The organism is Dysgonomonas sp. HDW5B, assembly GCF_011299335.1.
GTDB lineage: Bacteria > Bacteroidota > Bacteroidia > Bacteroidales > Dysgonomonadaceae > Dysgonomonas_A.
On sequence record NZ_CP049858.1, the window covers coordinates 2,994,344 to 3,016,348 of the forward strand.

General features: G+C 37.2%; 18 protein-coding genes. 6 read left to right on the forward strand and 12 right to left on the reverse strand.

The genetic code is table 11. The features are described from left to right. Positions 1-3: 3 nt before the first annotated feature. The gene (locus G7051_RS12395) at positions 4-978 is read right to left on the reverse strand and encodes a DUF4421 domain-containing protein (protein WP_166200717.1); all 975 of its coding nucleotides are present in this window, start codon (positions 976-978) and stop codon (positions 4-6) included. A gap of 250 nt (positions 979-1,228) precedes the next feature. Between G7051_RS12395 and G7051_RS12400 the strand changes: the two genes are divergently transcribed. The 3 genes from G7051_RS12400 to glmS all read left to right on the forward strand — a co-directional run bounded on the left by G7051_RS12400 (position 1,229) and on the right by glmS (position 3,899). Continuing rightward, positions 1,229-1,531 carry a GNAT family N-acetyltransferase gene (locus tag G7051_RS12400; protein ID WP_166200719.1) on the forward strand — a complete coding sequence of 101 codons (303 nt, stop codon included), beginning with the start codon at positions 1,229-1,231 and terminating at the stop codon, positions 1,529-1,531. A gap of 109 nt (positions 1,532-1,640) precedes the next feature. After that, complete coding sequence (locus G7051_RS12405) at positions 1,641-1,862, forward strand: (4Fe-4S)-binding protein (RefSeq protein ID WP_166117719.1); 222 nt, start codon at positions 1,641-1,643, stop codon at positions 1,860-1,862. Between the two features lie 192 nt (positions 1,863-2,054). Further along, positions 2,055-3,899, forward strand: a complete 1,845-nt coding sequence (gene glmS / locus G7051_RS12410; RefSeq protein WP_166200721.1) for a glutamine--fructose-6-phosphate transaminase (isomerizing) — start codon at positions 2,055-2,057, stop codon at positions 3,897-3,899. A gap of 59 nt (positions 3,900-3,958) precedes the next feature. Here glmS and G7051_RS12415 read toward each other — a convergent pair whose 3' ends face one another. The 4 genes from G7051_RS12415 to folK form a co-directional block, all read right to left on the reverse strand. Then, positions 3,959-4,798: a hypothetical protein gene (locus tag G7051_RS12415; RefSeq protein WP_166200723.1), complete on the reverse strand. Its 840-nt coding sequence runs from the start codon at positions 4,796-4,798 to the stop codon at positions 3,959-3,961. A 42-nt stretch (positions 4,799-4,840) separates the two neighbouring features. After that, positions 4,841-6,046 carry a hypothetical protein gene (locus G7051_RS12420; RefSeq protein WP_166200725.1) on the reverse strand — a complete coding sequence of 402 codons (1,206 nt, stop codon included), beginning with the start codon at positions 6,044-6,046 and terminating at the stop codon, positions 4,841-4,843. A 62-nt stretch (positions 6,047-6,108) separates the two neighbouring features. Beyond that, entirely contained in the window at positions 6,109-8,658 is a 2,550-nt protein-coding gene (locus G7051_RS12425; protein WP_166200727.1) for a DUF2339 domain-containing protein, read from the reverse strand. Positions 8,659-8,677: 19 nt separating this feature from the next. Further along, a complete protein-coding gene (folK, locus tag G7051_RS12430; protein WP_166200729.1) occupies positions 8,678-9,163 on the reverse strand; it encodes a 2-amino-4-hydroxy-6-hydroxymethyldihydropteridine diphosphokinase in 486 nt (161 codons plus the stop codon). Positions 9,164-9,391: 228 nt separating this feature from the next. On the opposite strand from folK, the gene G7051_RS12435 reads away from it, so the two are divergent. Continuing rightward, positions 9,392-10,135 carry a hypothetical protein gene (locus tag G7051_RS12435; protein ID WP_166200731.1) on the forward strand — a complete coding sequence of 248 codons (744 nt, stop codon included), beginning with the start codon at positions 9,392-9,394 and terminating at the stop codon, positions 10,133-10,135. A 201-nt stretch (positions 10,136-10,336) separates the two neighbouring features. Beyond that, complete coding sequence (locus G7051_RS12440) at positions 10,337-10,891, forward strand: maltose acetyltransferase domain-containing protein (RefSeq protein ID WP_166200733.1); 555 nt, start codon at positions 10,337-10,339, stop codon at positions 10,889-10,891. A gap of 24 nt (positions 10,892-10,915) precedes the next feature. Here the strand turns inward: G7051_RS12440 and G7051_RS12445 are convergent, their stop codons facing one another. After that, positions 10,916-11,500, reverse strand: a complete 585-nt coding sequence (locus tag G7051_RS12445) for a thermonuclease family protein (RefSeq protein WP_166200735.1) — start codon at positions 11,498-11,500, stop codon at positions 10,916-10,918. A gap of 1,064 nt (positions 11,501-12,564) precedes the next feature. Here G7051_RS12445 and G7051_RS12450 point away from each other — a divergent pair. Next, a complete protein-coding gene (locus G7051_RS12450) occupies positions 12,565-14,778 on the forward strand; it encodes a glycoside hydrolase family 3 C-terminal domain-containing protein (protein WP_166200737.1) in 2,214 nt (737 codons plus the stop codon). A gap of 203 nt (positions 14,779-14,981) precedes the next feature. Here the strand turns inward: G7051_RS12450 and G7051_RS12455 are convergent, their stop codons facing one another. From G7051_RS12455 to G7051_RS12480, 6 genes are all read right to left on the reverse strand, one after another. Next, the gene (locus tag G7051_RS12455) at positions 14,982-15,596 is read right to left on the reverse strand and encodes a hypothetical protein (RefSeq protein WP_166200739.1); all 615 of its coding nucleotides are present in this window, start codon (positions 15,594-15,596) and stop codon (positions 14,982-14,984) included. Positions 15,597-15,849: 253 nt separating this feature from the next. After that, positions 15,850-16,647, reverse strand: coding sequence for a type 1 glutamine amidotransferase domain-containing protein (locus G7051_RS12460; protein ID WP_255493217.1), 798 nt, complete (start codon positions 16,645-16,647; stop codon positions 15,850-15,852). A gap of 308 nt (positions 16,648-16,955) precedes the next feature. Then, positions 16,956-18,068, reverse strand: a complete 1,113-nt coding sequence (locus tag G7051_RS12465) for a hypothetical protein (protein WP_166200741.1) — start codon at positions 18,066-18,068, stop codon at positions 16,956-16,958. Positions 18,069-18,205: 137 nt separating this feature from the next. Further along, positions 18,206-19,681, reverse strand: a complete 1,476-nt coding sequence (gene gltA / locus G7051_RS12470) for an NADPH-dependent glutamate synthase (protein WP_166202791.1) — start codon at positions 19,679-19,681, stop codon at positions 18,206-18,208. Between the two features lie 113 nt (positions 19,682-19,794). After that, positions 19,795-20,577 carry a sulfide/dihydroorotate dehydrogenase-like FAD/NAD-binding protein gene (locus G7051_RS12475; RefSeq protein WP_166115735.1) on the reverse strand — a complete coding sequence of 261 codons (783 nt, stop codon included), beginning with the start codon at positions 20,575-20,577 and terminating at the stop codon, positions 19,795-19,797. Between the two features lie 161 nt (positions 20,578-20,738). Then, entirely contained in the window at positions 20,739-21,677 is a 939-nt protein-coding gene (locus G7051_RS12480) for a DUF3667 domain-containing protein (RefSeq protein WP_166115736.1), read from the reverse strand. Positions 21,678-22,005: the final 328 nt, after the last annotated feature.

Below are 22,005 nucleotides of genomic sequence, written 5' to 3' on the forward strand. Positions count from 1 at the left end.
ACCTTATTTGATAATGTTTTTAGGTAATTTATTCAATATCTTGGGATGAGTATTAAAGCGTTTGACGAAGGTGAGCTGAAAAGTTCCCGAATTTAGCATTGTACTGCTTTCGTCCGATATCTGTACAGCAACCCTGTTTGCCAGAGCTGATACACCTATCGACCAGCTATCGGCATGATATCCTGCTGAACCTCTCGGAAATAGAGTAGGATATACCTCCAGCCTTTGTTTACCGAATTTATCTATTCTGTCTGCTCCGATATTTACTCCCACAGTCATCGACCCCGATATGAAATAGTGTTTCTTGATGACCCACGTATAGCCGTAACCTCCATTTACTCCAAATTGAAAGTTATCCTGCTGATTTTTGTTGTGTCGTAAAACCAATGTGCTATCGGAGCGGATTCGACTCTGAAAAATACTTCCTCCCAAAAGAAATCCCCCGGCTGATTTTATTTGCTTCTCGCTCAGGTTATAGGCCGCTTTGTATGAGAATTTACGATTGTTGAATACGTACATCCCATGTGCCCCGTATTGAGTCATTTGAACATCCGAAGCTCTGATGTATGTTTCGTCATCGTCTTCGTACACTTTATTATATCCCCGATAATTTTGCAGGAATAAATCGATTACAAATTTGCGGGCGTAATAGTGGTATTGAAAATCAAAAGAACGGGTTCTTCCCTTTGTTTTATCTCTTAAGAATTGGAATCCGTAAGATCCGCTCATACTGAGGTTTTTCCATGAAAAGCCTAATCCTATATTTACAGGAGTATTAGGGAGTAAAGAGAAATTACGCATCGATTTTGCATCATACTCCTGAGATAAAGATAGAAATTTATTGGAAACAGATGCTTGTATAGAAAATTTTTGCTCGAATGGGGCAATGTACAAACTGTCTATCTGTGCCAGGCATGTACTTTGATAGAGTCCAGCCAAAAGCAAAAGGCAGATAAGCCGGATAGAATATATATTCATCAAATTTCTTGCTGGGGAAACAATACTCCTCATTACGTTTGCAGGCATATAAAAATGAATGTCAAAGATAGAAATTTTTAATGTAGAGTAAATGATTAAATAAAGACATTTTGAGATATATCGATCCTTGGGGTAAACTAAAATATAGTATTGAATCAAACAAAATGTTAGTTTTAAACGTTTTATTAAAATAAATCGAAGTTTCAGACCTGTTTACGCATGTGCTGACTATATATTTAATAATGCGATTATGGAAAGAGAAAATTATGAACTGATTGATAATAGTCCCGAAAACAGATATGAATTTCGTATTGGCGAAGAAATAGCCAAAATTGAATACATCAAAACAAATAATAACGAAATATACCTCACGCATACCGAAGTTCCGGTTAGTCTGGAGGGTAGGGGGATAGGTTCGCAACTAATTGAAAAGACACTTCAAAATATCGAGTTGCAAAAACTTAGATTAGTGCCTCTGTGCCAATTTGTTGCAGGATATATTCAAAAACATCCCGATTGGAGGCGTATTGTTATGAGAGGAATCAATATCTGAATTTCCTGAGATATTTTTCGATCTGTCGTTTCTACTAACCATAGGCGTAAATCGGTTTAAAACCTTTAAATACTTTTGTTTACTTAAAAAGAAGGAGGAAGATATGGATATTAATAAGAAAATTGAATATTCGAATGGTGAACTGACTGTTGTTTGGCAGCCATCCCTTTGTCAGCATGCAGGTATTTGTGTGAAAATGTTGCCAATGGTATATAACCCAGCCGAAAGACCTTGGATAAAGATCGAAAATGCAACAACTGAGCAATTAATGAATCAGGTGGATACTTGCCCGTCGGGAGCTTTATCTTATAGATTGAATAATAAACAATAGTTGTCAATGCTACTAATATATATCTGTGTATCTGCAATATAAAAAGACTGATCGGTATTTGTCTGATTGGTCTTTTTGTTGTCTTAAATATTTCTTTTTGTTAAAAAAGAAATAAAATATAATCTTTTGTATTGTTTTGCGTTTTTAAATTGACTTTGTGATTTTCTAGATAATTATTAACAGCATTTATATATGTGTGGAATTGTAGGTTATATTGGATTCAGGGAAGCGTACCCCATTTTAATAAAAGGATTGCATCGCCTCGAGTATAGAGGTTACGACAGTGCAGGAGTTGCTATAATCAATAGCGAAAACAATTTGTCTATTTATAAGGCCAAGGGGAGAGTGCAAGATCTGGAGGAGTTTGCCAAAGATAAAGATCTTACGGGAACCATAGGTATAGCACATACCCGCTGGGCAACACATGGAGAGCCGAGCAATGCAAATGCTCATCCTCACTATTCACAGTCGGAATCGCTGGCGTTGATTCACAATGGTATTATCGAAAATTATTCGGTGTTAAAGGCTCAACTGATTGCTGATGGTTATACTTTTCATAGTAATACAGATACCGAGGTGTTGGTACAATTGATTGAATACATCAAGAAGCTGAATGACTGTGACTTATTTACAGCCGTTCAGTTGGCTTTGAGTCAGGTGATCGGAGCCTATGCGATAGCCGTTATAGAAAAAGGAAATCCTACACAAATAATTGCTGCCCGAAAAAGCAGTCCCTTAGTGGTAGGTGTTGGCGAGGGCGAATTTTTTCTGGCTTCGGATGCTTCACCCATAATCGAATATACCAATAAGGTTATTTATCTGGATGATGAAGAAATTGTAGTTATCAAACGCGATGAAGCTCCTAAAATAGTAACTATTTCGAATGTTCAGAAAACCCATAAAATAGCCGAGCTTGAAATGAATCTGAGCCAGCTGGAAAGAGGCGGTTACGACCATTTTATGTTGAAAGAAATTTTTGAACAGCCCGAAACACTCAGAAGTTGTATGAGTGGGCGTATAAATGTTGAAGGAACAAATGTAACCCTTTCGGGAATCATAGATCATATAGATAAATTCAAGAAAGCGAGGCGTATACTAATCATTGCCTGCGGTACATCGTGGCATGCAGGATTGATTGGCGAATACCTGATAGAAGAATTTTGCCGCATACCTGTAGAGGTCGAATATGCTTCGGAATTCAGATATCGTAATCCGGTAATAGAACCCGATGATATTGTTATCGCAATTTCTCAATCGGGAGAGACTGCCGACTCACTTGCCGCTATCGAGCTGGCACGTAAGGCAGGAGCTTTTGTGTATGGAGTCTGTAATGTGGTAGGAGCTTCCATACCCCGAAATACCGATTCGGGCTCTTATACCCATTGCGGCCCCGAAATTGGAGTGGCTTCCACTAAAGCATTTACGGCTCAGGTAATGGTACTTACCATGATGGCTCTGACTATCGGCAAAGAAAAGGGTACAATATCCGACGAGCGTTATCTTCACCTATTGAAGCAATTGCAGGTGATACCCGATAAGATCACTTCTATTCTGGCTCTAAATGACAAGATTAAAGAGCTTTCGTTGATATTTACTTATGCACATAACTTTATTTACTTAGGACGTGGATACAGTTATCCGATAGCTTTGGAAGGTGCTCTTAAGTTGAAGGAGATTTCTTATATTCATGCCGAAGGATACCCTGCTGCCGAAATGAAACATGGTCCGATTGCTCTTATCGACAACGAAATGCCGATTGTAGCCATTGCCACAAACAATGCTATATATGACAAAGTGGTAAGTAATATTCAGGAAATAAAAGCTCGTAAGGGTAAGATCATCGCGATTATCAACGAAGGAGACGAAGCCATAAAAGCATTGGCTGACTATTCGATCGAAATACCTGTGACCGATGAGTGTCTCGATCCACTATTGTCGTGTATTCCATTGCAACTGTTGGCTTATCACATTGCCGTTAATAAAAACAGGGATGTGGATATGCCTCGTAATCTGGCGAAATCGGTAACGGTTGAATGATGAAACAAATAAAGGACAACTTTTAAAGTTGTCCTTTATTTGTTATAGCTATATTCATACTATAGTTTTTCTTTTTGTTCTAATATCTCTATTTTAGCACCTTGTTTTTCTATTATTTTTTGCTGTTCGATAACATATAAGGTGAGTTCTTCTATTTTTTTGAGAAGTTTTATTTGAAATTCATTTACACTTAAACCTTCTTCTTGCATTTGTTTCTCCGATGGAATTTCGGGCAGATGCTTATTTTCTGTAACAAAAGCTTCGACTTCCGATAGTGATTTCAGATTATATTCCTTGTTGAAAACATGGTCAGCTCCGGCAGTAATTTCAACTTTTATTTCTCTGGCTCTTATTGTTCCTGCTACTTCTAATGCCTCAGTCGGATTTTTAGTACCTATTCCGACATTACCACCATTGAAAAAACTCTCTCCGTTTGTATTAATTTGAACCACTTTATTGAAATCGGTAAGGGTATTGCTCGTAAATAGACTCAGCGATGTATATCTAAAAGCATTAGGATTAGTTCCTGGTATTATTTCGACTCCATTGTGTGTTGACATGCCCTCGGGAGAACCTATTCTTAAGATGTGGCCTCTATATTCAAGATTTGTAGTATACCATCCATTGTTTAAAGAGGTAGGTTCAAGATAAATTTTTGCAGGTTTTAAAGTTCCTCTTACCAGTAAATCACTTGAAATAATAGTTCCTCCGGTAAAATCACCTGCATAGTTCAATGTCAGAGTATTATTGTTATCATGTACCATAGCACGCCCTCCACTGCCTCTGGCTAAAAATCTAAGGAGAACATCTGCACTGCCATTGTATTTAAAGTAATTGTCCTGAGAATAAATACTTAATGAAAGTAGAGATACTAGACTTAACAATAATTTTTTTTTCATCTGTTTTTATATTTGAGTATATTAATCTTCTGATGTTTTTATTTACTCTTCCTTCTTTTTCATTTCCCGTATCATTTTGTAGCAAATTGCACTAAGGAACAAACCTACCAGAATGATAATAGACCAGAGAAAGACAGGTTTTTCGATCCACATCTTTTCACGCTCGTTCGAATGCGCAGCGACCTCTATCTTTTCGAAATTCGAAGTCTTCACAATTTGTAAATCTTCGGGTATCTCGTCCTGAAAGTATCTAATGTCGTAATCGGAACTGGGAGCAATGTCTTTATTGCCTATAATAAGCCTATAGCATTGTCCCTCTTCGAGATAAGCACACAAGTATCGGTTAAGAGCATATGCTTTTATAGAATCTATAACGAGCGGAGGATTGCCTTTGTTATCTATAACTATAGTTCCATCGGGTGATATAGCAGTACTGTTTAGTACTACTGTGTTTTCTCCTTTTGACGATAAATTAAAGCGGATAGAATAGTCTTTGCCATTCAGCTCGGCTTTACGAAGATATTCAGCCTTACTGTTTATGTAAAATGTAAGCTTATTTAAGCGGTAGTTGTACTCGAGATTTGGGAAACGGATATATGTTTTCTTATCCGTACTGTCTTTTCTGATAAATGTGCCCAGATCGATTTCGGTTTGCTGCGCATAAATATTCGAATTCTTGAATCTTCCCACTTTCAGTATTTGTAGCGGGCTGCTTTGGTTATTAGTCAGCGTAAGCTCGTAATACTTGTAATTGCCTTGAGGAAAATCTACTATTAATATTTCATTATTACCCTCTTTGAATCCCGAATAGGTAATATTCTCCCGTTTTTTTACGATATACCATTGTTTTAGGTTATTACTACCCCGTATGGTTACATATTTATCCACTTCGGCACTTTCAATTACTATTGAGAATCGGTTCAGATTTTCGCCATTCTCGTTTCTTACAACAATCGTATTGATACTGTCCTTTGTCGTATTACTCTCGAGATCGTAACTAATAAATTCATTTACAGCACGTACCGGACTTTGTGCCCGTACAAAGTAGGGAACTTCGTTACCTATCGTATCATTTATCCTTATATCGAGAAAGTCGGCATTATTGGATACAGCTATAATTCGTTTATCAAGTTGGATATTGTAATAACCACTCTGTTTTATAGTGTCAATATCTGCAACATACCAGCTTTGTGCAGTTGCACAGAGACTCGCAAGATATAATAATACGATTGATAGAGAATATTTCATTGTTTATAATTGAAAATTTGATGTTTCAGATTTTTTTGATTGCTTTAAAATGCAGCAAAACTCTATTCCTCATTACTTATCAAAGGGGCACTTTCGGGAGTATCTTCTTTTACCAAAGTTTTTATCTTCTGTTGAAGGAACGATACCAGCAGAATAATAACCCCAAGCATGATGAACGATACTATACGTCCCGCTTGCGACATATGCCATACATCATAAGCATAGAATTTGACAATGATAAGAGCAAAGAAAATAAGTGATATTTTGCGTAAAATAACTTCCTTCCCTTTTAATCCCCAGATCATAAGTCCCATTGCTATTAATGCCCATAGGACAGGAAATACAAATGTACGTACATCGTACAGAACATTCGTATAATTGTCGCTATTACTAAATAACATAACACTAATGTTTCCGGTTTCGATACCCAACAGAAGAGTTGAAATTATGGTCATCCCCCAATAAAATACTTTGAGATTACCGGGTATTGCCGATTTTACATTTCTGATAAGGGTAATAATTACCAGCATTACCGGAATGATAGCAACGAAGTGCAGAAGGAAATATGCCTTAGGATATGTAGGGAACCAAAATGTATAATCTCTCAGTTCAGTTACATAATACCAATATACGAGAGAATAAATAACTGTAAATACCGATAAAAGTCCGAAAATAAGAGCTTTGTTGGCAATCTCTTTTCGATACAAGAATGTAAGTACCGATACATAAACCGATGTATATGCAGTCATTATCATATAACGCAAGCTGGTATTGTAATCCAGTTCGAGACGATATTCGACATGATAATTAAGTTCGAGGAAGGGAACTATATAAGTGAAAGCAATAAGTAACAGGCTTATGATGCGGCTGCAATCATTCACGCTGAATAAACTTACTTTGCCTATCTCTATCGTAGAATCTTTATCTTCCTTATGCAGCAGTAGCTTGCTGACGAAAAAGCCTGCTATAACAACCAATCCTGTGATAAATATCGAGTTGAGGATAATGGGCATGGCTGTTTCGGTCGGAACATAATTGTGTGCAATATCCATCAGATACGAGAATACGACAAGTCCTGCGACAATAAGAAACCCTATGCGGAATATTTGTATTTGCGATTTTTGCCACAACCATAGCAATACAGCCATTTCTACAGCCCAGAACATGGTGATAACATATCCGTCCATTTGGATCGGAATTGCCAGATTGACAAAAGTCATTACTACAACGATTATCAGGTAAATAAGGTTGCGGTCGATCTCGCTTTTGCGGAATAAAGCAACCATTACTATGGCATTAATAGCAGCTATAATGATGGTAACCAATCCTTTTACATCGTATGGATAATCGGTAAATATGGTTAAGCAGGCAAGGAACAGCGACAGGTTATTAGTCAGAATGAGTATTCCCTGATAAGCGGTAACTTTATGCTCTCCCTTGAAATGATCGATAAGAGCCAGTATATAGAACTGAACAAAGAACAGTGCCGCAAATAAAGTTGCACCCTTAAACTGGTTTTCGAAAGATACTATCAGCCACGACCAGAAGAATATAAGTGTAAGTACATAAGATATGATACCTAGCACATGCCACTTTTTACGGAAGGCAAGAATAAGCATTCCTGTATTGAGAATCAGGATGTAAGAAAATAAAACAATGTAATTGCCACTTCCTGTGCTTATCATCAGCGGTGAGGCAAACCCTCCCAGCAAGGAGAATATGGCAAGTTCCCTGCGGTCATAAAACAGCGATAGGATAACCGAAAATATGGTAATGGCAATAAGCAAGCCAAATGCCAGAGGTTGTGAGAATAATTCATATTCCCTGAAAGCAAGGGTTATCGTTATATAAAGTACCGATATACCGCCTCCTACCAGTATGGATGAAAATACTTGATATTTCTCTTTCAATTTGTGAGCGATACCAATTATAATACCACCCGTAAGCAGACCTATGCCCACACGTCCGATCTCGTTGATCCAATCCTGATCGATAGCATATTTTACAAAGAATGCAATACCAAGTACAAGTGTTACGATACCTATTTTGGTAAGTAAGTTTTCGCTGAATATTTTTTCGATAAAACCCTTTTCGGATTCTTCTTTTTCGACCTTATCCTGTGCTTGTTGAAATATCGTAGGTTGCTGAAATACTTCCGAGAACGAAGTCTGAGGTTTGTTTCGGGTATTGCTGAATGCTGCATAAGCAGTAGCATCTTCAGCTACTTCAACTTCTTCCTCTGTGTGTGGAGTTTCGATAACTGTTTCCTCTACAGCCTCTGTTGTAACTTCCGGCACTTCACGTATTATCGGAGCAGAAGGTTTCTCTTCCTCTTGAGGCATGACGTTTACAACAGGTTTTTCTATAGTTGGTGTTGATTCCGCAGGTTTCGAAACTAGTGTTCTGTCTCCTAAATTTTGTATTGCATCCAGAATCTCCTGAGTATCTTTTTTTGTTGATGACTGATTCGATAAATCTCTGAGTTTACTGTTTATGTCAAACAAATTATTGCCCAGATGAGTAATATTATTGCTTAATGTATTGATTTTGGTCATTACAATAAACAACAATATTGCCAGTATAACAAGGACTACTAATATTACGCCTTCCATACAATTATTTTCATTTTAGTTAGTTGTTGAGCTTATTTTTCAGTTCCGATATAGTCACCTTGAATATCGGGTGATATACATCGGGAGCTATTTCCACCAAAGGGGTAAGTACAAAATCCCGTTCATGCAGATGAGGGTGGGGTATTACCAGATGAGGATATTCTATGATTTCGTTATCGAACAGAAGCAAATCTATGTCAATTATACGATCGCTATATGTTTCGTTTACAGATTTAGACTTACGCCCCAGTTCTTTTTCGATAAGCTGAGTTGATTCTAATACCTCTAAAGGTTGCAATCGGGTTGATACACGACATGCAGCATTGAGAAACGAGTTCTCTGAATCGAAACCCACAGGCAGGGTTTCATATAAAGAGGATAGGGCAGTTACTTGTCCTATATGGAGTTCTATTTGTGCAATTGCCAAATCGATGTTCTTTTTTTTATCCCCTAAATTGGAGCCTAAAGCCAGATATATGTCATGCAAATTGTTGTTATCGAGCATCTTATTTTATTCAATTACCTATCTTATCCACTAAGGATATATTACAAATATATATAAATATTTACCATATCATGTTAGATATCTCGATTTTAGGACTGAGGGTTTTTAAGTATAGGGTTAATTAAAGTTAATCTACCGAGTGTCGATTAATCCTTTTACCTATTTATTCATCTTAGTAAATATAAGAAGCACTAACCATAATTATTGTATCATTTAAAAGGCTTGATTATGAAAAAAATAATACTCTCAATCGGATTTTTAGTAGCAATGGCTAGTTTCTCAGGAACTGAGGCCGCCAATATAAATGTGAATATAAATATAGGTATGCAGCCTGCTTGGGGGCCGGTCGGATACAACTATGTTGCATTTTATTATTTTCCAGACATTAATGTTTACTACAATGTAAATCAAGGTCTGTTTCATTTTCCTCGTGGAGGCCGTTGGGTTTCGGCTCGTTACCTTCCCGGAGCTTATCGTCATTATGATTTGTACGGACTTTATAAAGTAGTACTTACCGATAATAATCCTTGGCGATTTAATCAACGCCATATGGTTGATTACAGGCATTTCAGAGGAAATAGAAATCAGATTGTGATTCGTAACAGTCACGATAATCGCTACAGAGACAGCCGCAGAAACGAAGTGAGGTGGTATGATGACAATAATAGAGGAAATAATAACGGACGTGGCAGAGATTCTGACTACGGGCGTAACAATGGGCGTGACAGTAAGGGAAGATCCACAGCCGATCGTCAGCATGACTCAAACAGAAGTAGCCGCGATAATAATTATAGAGAAGAAAATAAACGTACTGACAGATCATCAGGCAGAAATGATTTGAAATATGCGGAAGTGTCTCGCTCCGAAAACGCAAGTCGTAGCAGTAGTGAACGTAAATCCGAAAATAAAGGAGATAACAGATCTTCTTCACGAAGCGAAGCAGGACGCTCATCAGCTTCGGGGCGCAGATAAGGAAATAAATAATAGGTTTAGTTTTAATGGTTTTAGTTTGATACAGGTATTTAATTGTAATGATTGGATACCTGTTTTCCATTAATTCCTCAAGACCTTTTATACTATATTGGGTCGTTTAATCATAGTTGATCGGGATTCGCAATATTTTAATGATGATAAAAAAAGAGTTATATTGCATTGTGATTAAAACAATGAAGCATGAAAACTGAAAAACAAAAAATGTTAGCCGGCGAACCTTATTTTGCAGGAGATGAACAATTAACTGAAGAGAGGCTTAAAGCACGCAGGCTTACGTATACCTATAATAACACATCGTTTGATGAAATAGAGGTAAGAGGAGAAATCTTATCTCAGTTATTCGGAAGAACAGGCAAGTCTATTTTTATAGAACCGACATTTAAATGTGATTATGGGTATAATATTTATGTGGGTGAGAATTTCTATGCCAATTTTGATTGTGTAATGCTCGATGTTTGTAAAATCGAAATTGGGGATAATTGCCTGCTTGCACCGGGAGTGCATATTTATACTGCCACTCATCCACTAGATGCGACTCAGCGTGCCGATGCTGTTGAGTTTGGCAAGCCTGTAACCATTGGTCATAATGTATGGATTGGAGGACGGGCGATTATCAATCCGGGAGTGACTATTGGCGATAATGTCGTAATTGCATCGGGTTCGGTTGTTATTAAAGATATTCCGGCCAATATATTGGTAGGAGGTAATCCGGCACGAATTATAAAAGAGATATAACTTAGAGAGTATAAGATTCTCTAATTATCGAGTCTTTGCACATAATATACATGGTGCTTTCTGGCGAGCTACACCAAAATGCGTTCTTAATATTTCCCCTTTGCAGTTATATAAGTCCCTGCATACTTCCGATCGGTGATAAATAGTCGGATGTAAACTGCATATATAGACTTTTCTCTCACTGGTTTCATATTTAGGCTCCTTTGGTTCTATGGGATATTCTATTGACCAGATATTTATTCTTGCGTTTTTTGCATTTTCTTCTAGTCTTGTTAAGTGTTCAGAGTCATTATTCTTGCTTTTCCAGGCAAGTCCTTTAATTAAAAGAGCCTCATTTATATTTATGCCATTCACATAGATGATGCCAAAAGTCTGTTTATTATCATCTGATATTATTTGGGCTATTGCATCTTTACCGTCGCATTTTCGTTGAGTAAATTCCAGAGCATTTTCCGAGTATGGAAGACCTTTTTCCGGACAGTCGATTCCGTATAGTTTTATCGTCTTGCGAATGTTGTCTTTATCTTGAAATACAACTATATCTGCATCAACAATCTCTACAATTTTGCCCTTTAGGTTTTGAGAATTTGCAGCTATACTTATTGTCATATGGGGGTATAAACAACGTGTACATAAAACGGCAAAACATAAAACGGCTTGAAACTGTTTGTAGTAAACGGATGTAGGCGGATATGGAACGAAATCCAACTAAAACGAATTGTGCAAAAAGTTTACTTTCGCTTTGCTTTTGCTTTATTTTTAAGCGTTTTTTTTAATCACTTTTAAACATAAGCTTTGCTTCTTGTCTGTAAATAGGTGTGAAACCTTTGTGAATAGGCGTATTTGAGTGTTTAAACGACTCAGGTACGTTTTTTTTTATGTCCGCCTGAATCGTAGGTGTATTGTGGCGTAAATAAACGAATTGAGTGTTTAAAAACTGCTTAAAAGTAATTTAAAACAACGAAAAAACAATACTGATTATAATAAAACAATAGTGGTTTTATTGGTGTTTGGACTGCGTGTGTAATATGCCTAAAAAAAATACAAAAAAGGGTTGGTTCTACAGTTGGTTCTACAGTTGGTTCTACAAAACAATGTAAAATATAGCATTGTAATTATAGGTAAAACACGAAAAACGCACTGTTTTTACATAAAATAGGCGTTTAAATATAGGGAAATACACATTATAAGAGTGCGTATTGATAGGGAAATTTATTATAATATAGTAATACCTACTTATATATTTTATGTACATTTCGTTTTATCAAAATGTACAATTGGTTTTTGCAACTATAATGCCTTTCGTTTTTGTAAGTTATGATAATCCCCTCTTTTTTATTAAATATTTTTAAATATTTTTCATTTATTTCTTTTTGATAATTTATTTTGATTGATATACAGTGTTTTATGTGTTTTTGGTTATTGTCGTTTGTACACTATTTAGTTAAAAAAATATATAGCTTAAAATATGTGATAATTTTATTTTTAAGTTTGTCAACTTAACACTAACTTAGTTCTCGAATTTATAAGAATGTTAATTTTTAAGGATCTAAGACCTATTTCTACGTTAATAATATACTGTAAAAGGTATACAGAATGATTTGTCATGAATGGTTGAGAAGCCTTAGATCACACATACAATAAAATATCCAAAATTTATTATATAAAGTAATATGAAAATTTTAAAAAGTGCTTTCATTTTGAGTTTGTTTGCTCTGCCAATGTTTGGGCAAAACAAAGCACCGATCTATCTGGACGAAACAAAGCCGGTAGAACAACGTATAGAAGATGCTCTTTCGAGAATGACATTGGAAGAGAAAGTAAAGATGTGTCATGCACAATCGAAGTTCAGTTCTCCGGGCGTACCTCGTTTGGGAATTCCTGAACTGTGGCATGCCGATGGACCTCACGGAGTACGTGCAGAAGTATTTTGGGATGAATGGGACAATGCCGGTTGGACAAACGACTCGTGTATAGCATTTCCTGCTCTGACAGCTTTGGCAGCTACCTGGAATCCAGAGATGGCAGCTCTTTACGGAAAAGTAATAGGAGAAGAGGCTCGTTACAGAAAGAAAGACGTTCTGTTAGGACCGGGTGTAAATATTTATAGAACTCCACTTAATGGCCGTAATTTCGAGTACATGGGCGAAGATCCTTTCTTGGCATCACGCATGGCTGTTCCTTATATCAAAGGAGTACAATCGAATGGTGTTGCAGCTTGTGTAAAACACTTTGCATTAAACAATCAAGAAATAGCACGTGGTCACATCAATGTAAATGTAAGCGACAGGGCTTTACACGAAATCTATCTTCCTGCATTTAAAGCAGCTGTTGAAGAAGCCGGAGTATGGTCTTTGATGGGAGCTTATAATCAATATAAAGGAGAACATTGCTGTCACAACTCCTATCTTTTGAACGATGTGTTGAAAGGTGACTGGAAATTTGACGGTGCCGTAATTGCCGACTGGGGTGGTACTCATAATACCGTTCAAGCTGCTAAAAACGGTTTGGATATAGAAATGGGAACTTGGACAGATGGTATGAGATGGAACAAAACCAATGCTTATGATGAGTATTATTTAGCTGTTCCTTTCCTTAATATGTTGAAATCAGGTGAATTGAGCGAAGATTTAGTAAATGATAAAGTTCGTCGTATACTACGTCTTATGTTCAGAACCAATATGAATACTAAAAGACCTTGGGGTTCTTTCGGTACAGAAGAGCATATGTCGGCAGGGCAACAAATTGCTGAACAAGGCATTGTATTGCTTCAAAACAACAATAATGTATTACCTATCGATCTAAGCAAAACAAAGAAAATTGCGGTTATAGGTGAAAATGCAATCAAAGTAATGACTGTAGGGGGAGGAAGTTCTTCTCTGAAAGTAAGACATGAAATATCTCCATTGCAAGGTCTTTTGGATCGTGTAGGAACTCAATCGGAAGTAGTTTATGCACGTGGATATGTAGGCGGAAAATCTACTCAACAAGATGGCTTAAGCACAGGACAAGATCTGACCGAAACACGTTCGGCAGCTGAGTTGTTAGCAGAAGCTGTTAAAGTAGCTAAAGACGCTGATTTTGTGGTATTCATCGGTGGTTTGAACAAAGATGACGGACAAGATTGCGAAGGTAACGACCGTGCTGATTTAGGATTACCATACGATCAGGATAAATTGATAGGAGAATTAGCTAAAGCAAACAAAAATCTGGCTGTAGTATTGATTTCTGGTAATGCTGTGGCAATGCCTTGGGTAGCTCAGGTTCCAGCAATTGTTCAAGGATGGTACAATGGTAGTGCTGCCGGAAAAGCATTAGCTTCGATATTAGTAGGTGATGTAAATCCTTCGGGAAAACTACCGATGACTTTCCCTGTTGCTCTTAAAGATAACAGTGCACATGCCTTGGGCGAATATCCCGGAGATAATGTAAACGTTACATACAACGAAGGTATTTTTGTAGGATATCGTTGGGCTGATAAAGAAAAGATCAAACCATTGTTCAGCTTTGGACATGGATTGAGCTACACTAAATTTCAATACGGAAAAGTAGCTGTAGATAATAAAACAATGTCTGCCAATGGAACAGTAACAGTAACCGTTCCCGTTAAAAACGTAGGAAGCCGTAAAGGAGAAGAAGTTGTACAATTGTACATCAGCGATCTGAAATCGTCATTACCACGTCCGGTTAAAGAACTAAAAGGTTTCAGTAAAATAGCACTTAATCCGGGTGAAGAAAAAAACGTAAGCTTTGTAATAGATGCCGAAAAACTGAAATTCTATGACGATACTCGTCAGGAATGGATTGCCGAACCAGGTACATTTGAAGCTGTAATCGGTGCTTCTTCTACAGATATACGTGGAAAAGTAGCATTCGAATTAAAGTAAGGTCTTAGACCTTCTTAATATATTCATGGTGTGTTTAGGGTTGTAGGCGAAAGCTTATGACCCTAAATTTTTTGTGAGGTTTCCTACTTCTTAGTCAATAGACGGATTACTTAAAAAAAAGTCTGTCCCTGCTTTTGCAAGCAAGAACAGACGGGGCAATCATTATATAAGTAACTTCAAATAATAATTTCTTTTTTCAGTTTTTATAACGAACTCAATTCTGCCTCTATATTTATCCGGGCTTGCCTTTCGTATTTGTTATAAAAATGTTCCGATTTAAAAATGCGATCCATAGCCAGAAAATACTTCAAGACTTTTTTTCTTCCCGCTTTATATTCACCATCTGTATAAACAAAAAATTCTTTGCGTAAGTTCTCCGAATACTCAGTATATTTTTGGGGAGCTTTACCTAAAATTGCTAAATCGGCATCGATAAATAGCTGAGTCGTCAAATCATTGCCCGGCTCATGCCCTTTGGTCGCCAAAATCTGGAGTACACATTGTGTTGTCTGATCTTTAGGGAAGCCCATTTCATGTAGTCTCATTTGTGCTTTATCAGCACTCTGTGCTTCGTTATCACTGCGTAGCGCATTATATACAATATCATGGTAAAAAACCGAAAACAGAGCTGTGTCCCATTGCGGAATGCGATCTCTGACATCGGATAATTCGCCTATAATAGCTTCCAGATGGTTTAAGTTATGATAATAACGTCCCGCATCACAATAGTTGATAACAACTTCATTCCAAAGTTGTTTGCATAACAAATCATCTGTCGTATATTTTTTTACCAGTTCTGTGAATATTATTTTTAGCATAATACAAGCCGATTTTGTGTTTTAAGGACTTGAACCTTTTTTGTTGCTTTGATAAATACTTTGTAATCACTAGAAATATAAATATAATGAAAAAATCTAATATTGGCTTCCTATATCCGTAATTATTGAGATATTTAAAGTTACAATCTCTGTTGCCACTTTTTATTGGTGGAAATAAAGGGGATGAGAAAAGGCTGAATTATCACATAATAATTCAGCCTTTTATATGTATGTATGTATAATTTAGTTTTCTTTATTTATCGTTTTTGTTTAATTCTTTAAGAATAGCTTCGCCGACACCTTGAGCTGATTGAGGATTCTGGCCGGTGATTACCCTTTGGTCAACTGTAACATGGGAAGTAAAAGGTGCTGATTTTTCGAATATTGCTCCACGTTCGATCAATTTGCTTTCTAAAAGAAAGGGAACGATGTTATCGAGTTTTACTGCAGCTTCTTCTTCGTTTGTAAAGCTGTTTATTTTTTTATTGTTGACTAGATATTGCCCATCACTCAATTTGATATTAACAAGCCCGGCAGGACCATGACATACCGCTGCTACAACTCCTTTGTTTTCGTAAATTTTTGCTGCAATTGCTGCCAGTTCCTTATTATCAGCAAAGTCCCACATGGTACCATGTCCTCCTGCATAGAAAATTGACACATAATTGTCGGGAATAACTTCAGTAGGTTTCATCGTATTCTCTATCTTTTCGTGGTACTCTTTATTGTCCCAAAAAACTTTATTAATGGAATCATTTAGATCGAACCCATCAACCGGAGCTTTTCCTCCTAGAGGACTAACAAAGTCTATTTCGTAACCTGCTTCATGTAATATATGCCAAGGATGTGAAACTTCCGATAAGTAGAAGCCTGTAGGTTCTCCTGTATTGCCTTTTTTGTCGTGACTGGTTACTACAAATAATATTTTCTTTTTGGTTACCTCTTCTTTAGGTATTTGTGTATTGTCTTGCACTTTTGTATTTTGCTTGCATGCAGCTAACATAACGGCACAAAGCAGAAATAACCCTAAAATAGCTTTTATCTTTTTCATTTTTACTGTGATTTATTAAATATAAATATAATGAAAAGATCTAATATTCGCTCCCTATATTCGTAATTATTGAAATATTTAAGGTTATACTCTGTTTATGATTTGATAATGTGAGGTTGTAAGAGTTGAGATTTGATAGTATCCCGACCGCACTCCAATTGCCGACAATACTTATCCTTTTGTAGGCGACTTTTATGCTATAACGACTGATACTCGAAATGAAAATGTAGCGAGATTTATCGAATGGATACTTTCTCCACAAGGTCAGGAACTAGTCAAAAAACATGATATTCGCCGATAATTAAATTTTAGTTTTCGTTACTGTTTTCCGCTCTGTCTTTGTATATGATTTCTTTGGCTAGCTTGATGTTTTTACCATCCCAATGGTAATATCGGACTTTTTTGTATAAAGTCTCCATTATGGGATTTCCGTTTTTATCTTCCACATAGTTTCCTTGACCATCGTCTTTTGCTTGTGCTTCGTTCTCGCTGGCAACGATGAGTTCTTCTATCGGTATGCCGCAATCCGATGGATAATCGAATGTGTTGAAGGTTTGATTGTACTCATTAAACATATTATGGACATCGGCATTTTCAATTAATAACGTTTTCCCATTATTCAATTTTACAGGGAAATACACCTTAGTATATTCCTCATAGCCATACTCTCCTGTGCCGAATCCTTGTATCAATTCAATAAGTTTATTATCCGATTTGGCAATGAAGACATTTCCGTCCGACTCAGGGCAACTCTCGCCATGATGCCAGTATATTTTGACAATCTTAGGCTCGCCTTTCAAAGCAGTATTTATATCTTCAATTGTAAAATGATTGTAGTAATCTATTCCTGCCAAATTAACTACAGTAGATAGGGTGTCGGATAACGATATCGGTTGCCATGAGTATTCACGAGGCGTATATACCAGCTTGAACCGATAGCCGGGTTGGTCGTATATAGTTTCTTCTACCGAATTTTGACCTAGAATAAATTGGGTATACGTGTTTCCGAGATCAATATTTTCGTCTTTTATATAGCCTATACCACCTAGATAAGTATCGCCAAGTCCGTTATTGAATTTTATCTGATACCATTTTATATTTGTTTCGGGGTCAATACCCTCACGTATGAGTGTTATAAACGAAAAAGGGGCAAGTGTAGCTATTACCGAACCTTCGCTGTTAGGTACACAATACACTTTAGTCGTATTTTCGAAAGTAAAGCGATACATATTTTTACCCTTGTCATATGCCTGAGAATCCCAAAGAAGATCTCCAAGTGTGAAAAGTTCCATATATTGAAAATGGGCAGAAGTATCACATGCCATGCTTGCTTGAGTTTGCTCAGCTAAGACTTGTTCTTTGCTTTTAGAACAGCTTGACAATAAAAATAATACACCGAATAATAGAGTTAATCGAATCATAGTGTGTTGTTTTTTGTAGATGCAAAGAAAATGAAAAAGCCTGAGCTTATATCAATAGCTCAGGCTTTTATTATGTAAATGAGATTAAATCTCTTTTTCTTTATTTATGCTGACCACAATAAAAAAGGTTACGACCTTTAGTTTGCTGTCAAAGCCTCATCCATTGCTGCGGCAGCCTTGCGACCGTCTCCCATAGCCAGGATAACTGTTGCACCACCACGAACAATATCGCCACCGGCATACACATCCGAGAGATGAGTTTGCATAGTATCCTGATTGATAACTACCGTTCCCCATTTAGTCACTTCCAGTCCTGAGAACGAAGAAGGGATAAGTGGGTTTGGAGATACTCCAACGCTGACAATAACCTCATCTACTTCCACCCATTCGGTGGCGTCTTTGATAGGAACAGGCTTGCGACGTCCCGAAGGATCAGGCTCTCCTAATTCCATTTTCTGAAGCAGCATGCGTTGCACACGTCCTTTGTCGTCACCTTCGTAACAAATCGGATTGTGAAGCGTAAGGAATTTAATGCCTTCCTCTTTGGCATGTTTCACTTCTTCGAGACGGGCGGGCATCTCTTCATCCGAACGGCGATATACTACCATGGCACGCTCAGCACCCAGTCGGCGAGCCGTACGCACAGCATCCATTGCCGTATTGCCTGCTCCGATGATAGCTACCTTTTTACCCATTTGAACAGGGGTGTCGCTCTCAGGGTTCGAAGCATCCATTAGGTTGACACGTGTAAGAAATTCATTTGCCGACATCACTCCGATCAGGTTTTCGCCCGGAATATTCATGAAGTTGGGTAGTCCTGCACCACTTGCTACAAATATACCTTTGAAACCATCGTTGCGTAGGTCTTCGTGGCTGATGGTTTTTCCTACAATGCAATTCTTAATGAATTTAACTCCTATACTGCGTAATACGTCTATTTCGACATCCACTATTTCGTTTGGTAAACGAAATTCGGGAATACCATATTTCAATACACCGCCTATTTCGTGTAAAGCTTCGAATACGGTAACATCGTAGCCTCTTTTTGCCATGTCTCCTGCAAATGAAAGCCCGGCAGGTCCCGATCCTACAACAGCTATTTTAGTACCGTTGCATACAGGTATCTCGGGGGCAGATACTATTCCGTTCAGGCGTTCGTAATCGGCAGCAAAGCGTTCTAAGTAACCGATTCCTACAGCTTCTTTACCCATCTTCTGAACATAGATACATTGTGCCTCACATTGTTTTTCCTGTGGGCAAACCCGTCCGCAAACAGCAGGTAATGCACTCGTTTCTTTTAAAGTTCGGGCAGCTTCAACAAACTCGCCTCTCTCTATATTCTTAATGAATGTGGGTATATTTATTTCAACGGGGCATCCTGTAACGCAAGTCGGATTGGCACAATCGAGGCAGCGACCTGCTTCGAAGATAGCCTGTTCTTGCGAAAGTCCCTGATTTACTTCTTCTTTCAGTTTGTGGCTGCGGTATTCTGCATCCAGTTCGGGCATGTGTACACGGAGACGGTCGGCACGTTCTTTAGCTTTTACGCTTTTACGTAATTCGCTGCGCCATGGCTCACCCCATTTTTGTTTCATATATTCTTGACGTGTCATCTTTTTCCTGATAGTTTTAGGTTTGGGTAGGGACGTATTGTATACGCCCGAAAATAATAAATAATTTAGCATGTGAGCATATTCAATACGTCACTGCTGATACTATTGTTCTGTTAATTATAGGCTTTTAGTCGCATCAACATTTCGTCGAAATCAACTTTGTGCGCATCAAATTCAGGTCCGTCAACACATACAAAACGTGTTTTTCCATCTACCGATATACGACATGCACCACACATACCTGTTCCGTCTACCATTATGGTATTCAGTGAAGCCATTGTCGGAACATTGTACTTTTCGGTAAGAAGCGATACAAATTTCATCATTATGGCAGGTCCTATGGTAACACACATGTCTACCTTTTCGCGGTTGATAACCGATTCTACACCATTAGTAACTAATCCTTTTTGTCCGTACGAACCATCGTCAGTCATAACTATTACTTCGTCCGAATATTCGGCTACCTGTTCTTCGAGAATAACCAAATCTTTAGTACGTGCAGCAAGTACTGATATTACACGGTTGCCGGCTTTTTTCATAGCTTCGATAATGGGTAACATGGGTGCAATACCTACACCTCCTCCGGCACAAACTACTGTTCCAAAGTTCTCGATGTGAGTAGCTCTACCCAGTGGTCCTACAAGATCGGTAATATAATCTCCTGCTTCGAGGTTGCAGATTTTTTCACTTGATGCTCCTACATTTTGAATGACGAGCGAAATAGTTCCTTTTTCGGTATCCGATTTAGCGATGGTTAGTGGAATACGTTCACCTTTGTCGCCAACCTTAACAATAACAAAGTGTCCGGCTTTGCGGCTGCGTGCTATAAGTGGAGCCTCTACTACGAACTCTACCACCTTAGGCGAGAAGTATTCTTTACGTACGATTCTATTCATAAGTTATTAGTTTGGATGCAAATATACTAAAATGATAGATATGTCGATAGATTTTATCTAATATTGATAGATGAAATGTTTAACTTTTACTAAAAGTAATTCATTCGCAGTTTTAATGCTATTATTTAATACCCGGATAACACTTTTTGTTGATATATAATTCAAGCAATGAATATAGCTAAAAGAGTGAAAATGATGAATGTTATCAAAATTAAAACAATATCGATTAAAATGATTACGGCTCCTTTTATATTCGCGATGTATCGTTTTTCATCGTAAAATAGGCGATGTGCCCTGAAAAAATAAAGAATGGCATAGACGAAGATCGCAGCAGTTACAATCATTGAGACCATGTTAGGTAAATGTATCCATTCGAAAGCTGTCTCACATATATTGAGAATGGTTATTACTAAAAGAAGAAACGAGAAATAATGCAAGGTAAAGATACCGCTGTCGAAGTATATAAACTTCTTTTTGTTATGAAACAACCACAACCAAAAAGCAAAGATAGGCATGTAAATAAATAACACTTTGGGGAGGTTGTGCAAAATAAATTCATTGATTCTTTTTTGTTTATCGCTGTCTTTACTCTCAGAAGCTTTTAAAGCCAACTTTGTTTTATAATATTCACGGATTGGTATATTTTTAATTTGATCTAAAGAATCTAATTGCGCAAGAGTGTGTACGGGATATTCAGTTTGTAACCCGGTGACTTTATTAACATCTTTAACCGAAAGATCTATGTTTCCGATGTTTACAGTTATATATTGCTTTTTATCCGATTTTTCCGGTAAAATACCGGGAATGAAAAATGCGATGAAGCTTATAAATATATACAGTTTTATAGGATCGACATACGATTTGCGTTTTCCCGTAATATATGCTTTCGATAATGTGGCAGGTGAAAACAGCAATAGTTTGATGGTAGACCAGAATGAGCTGTCGTAGTGCAATAAGTCTGAGATAAAATGTTTAAACAGATGAATGAATGACTGGCGAACTTCAGTATTTTCTTGTCCGCAACGAGGACAAAAGCTCTCGGCAACAAATCTTCCGCAATTCTCACAAGTTCTATTCTCTCTGGTTGTACGTTTACTCATCTGCAATTGTAATAGTTAAGGATATTTTATTCGGACGGAGTATTTTTTTCTTTTGTGGCATCAAAGATATTTATTTTTTTAGAGAGTTTATAAACTTCCCTGTAGGTGTTTTGTTTGTAACTATGTTTTATGTCTTAAATAGTGAGAGTATTGTTCTTGTTTTATCTATTTGTTTGTTATTTAGTAATATGTGTTTTTTATTCTCGCTTTTAGCTATACATACGCTTTACAGTTACATTTGTTAAATCAGTAAAAAGTGATGAGGGCTTAATAGTATTTTTAATGAATGGACTCAATCTATTCATTGAAAAAAACGGCTTACTGTCAA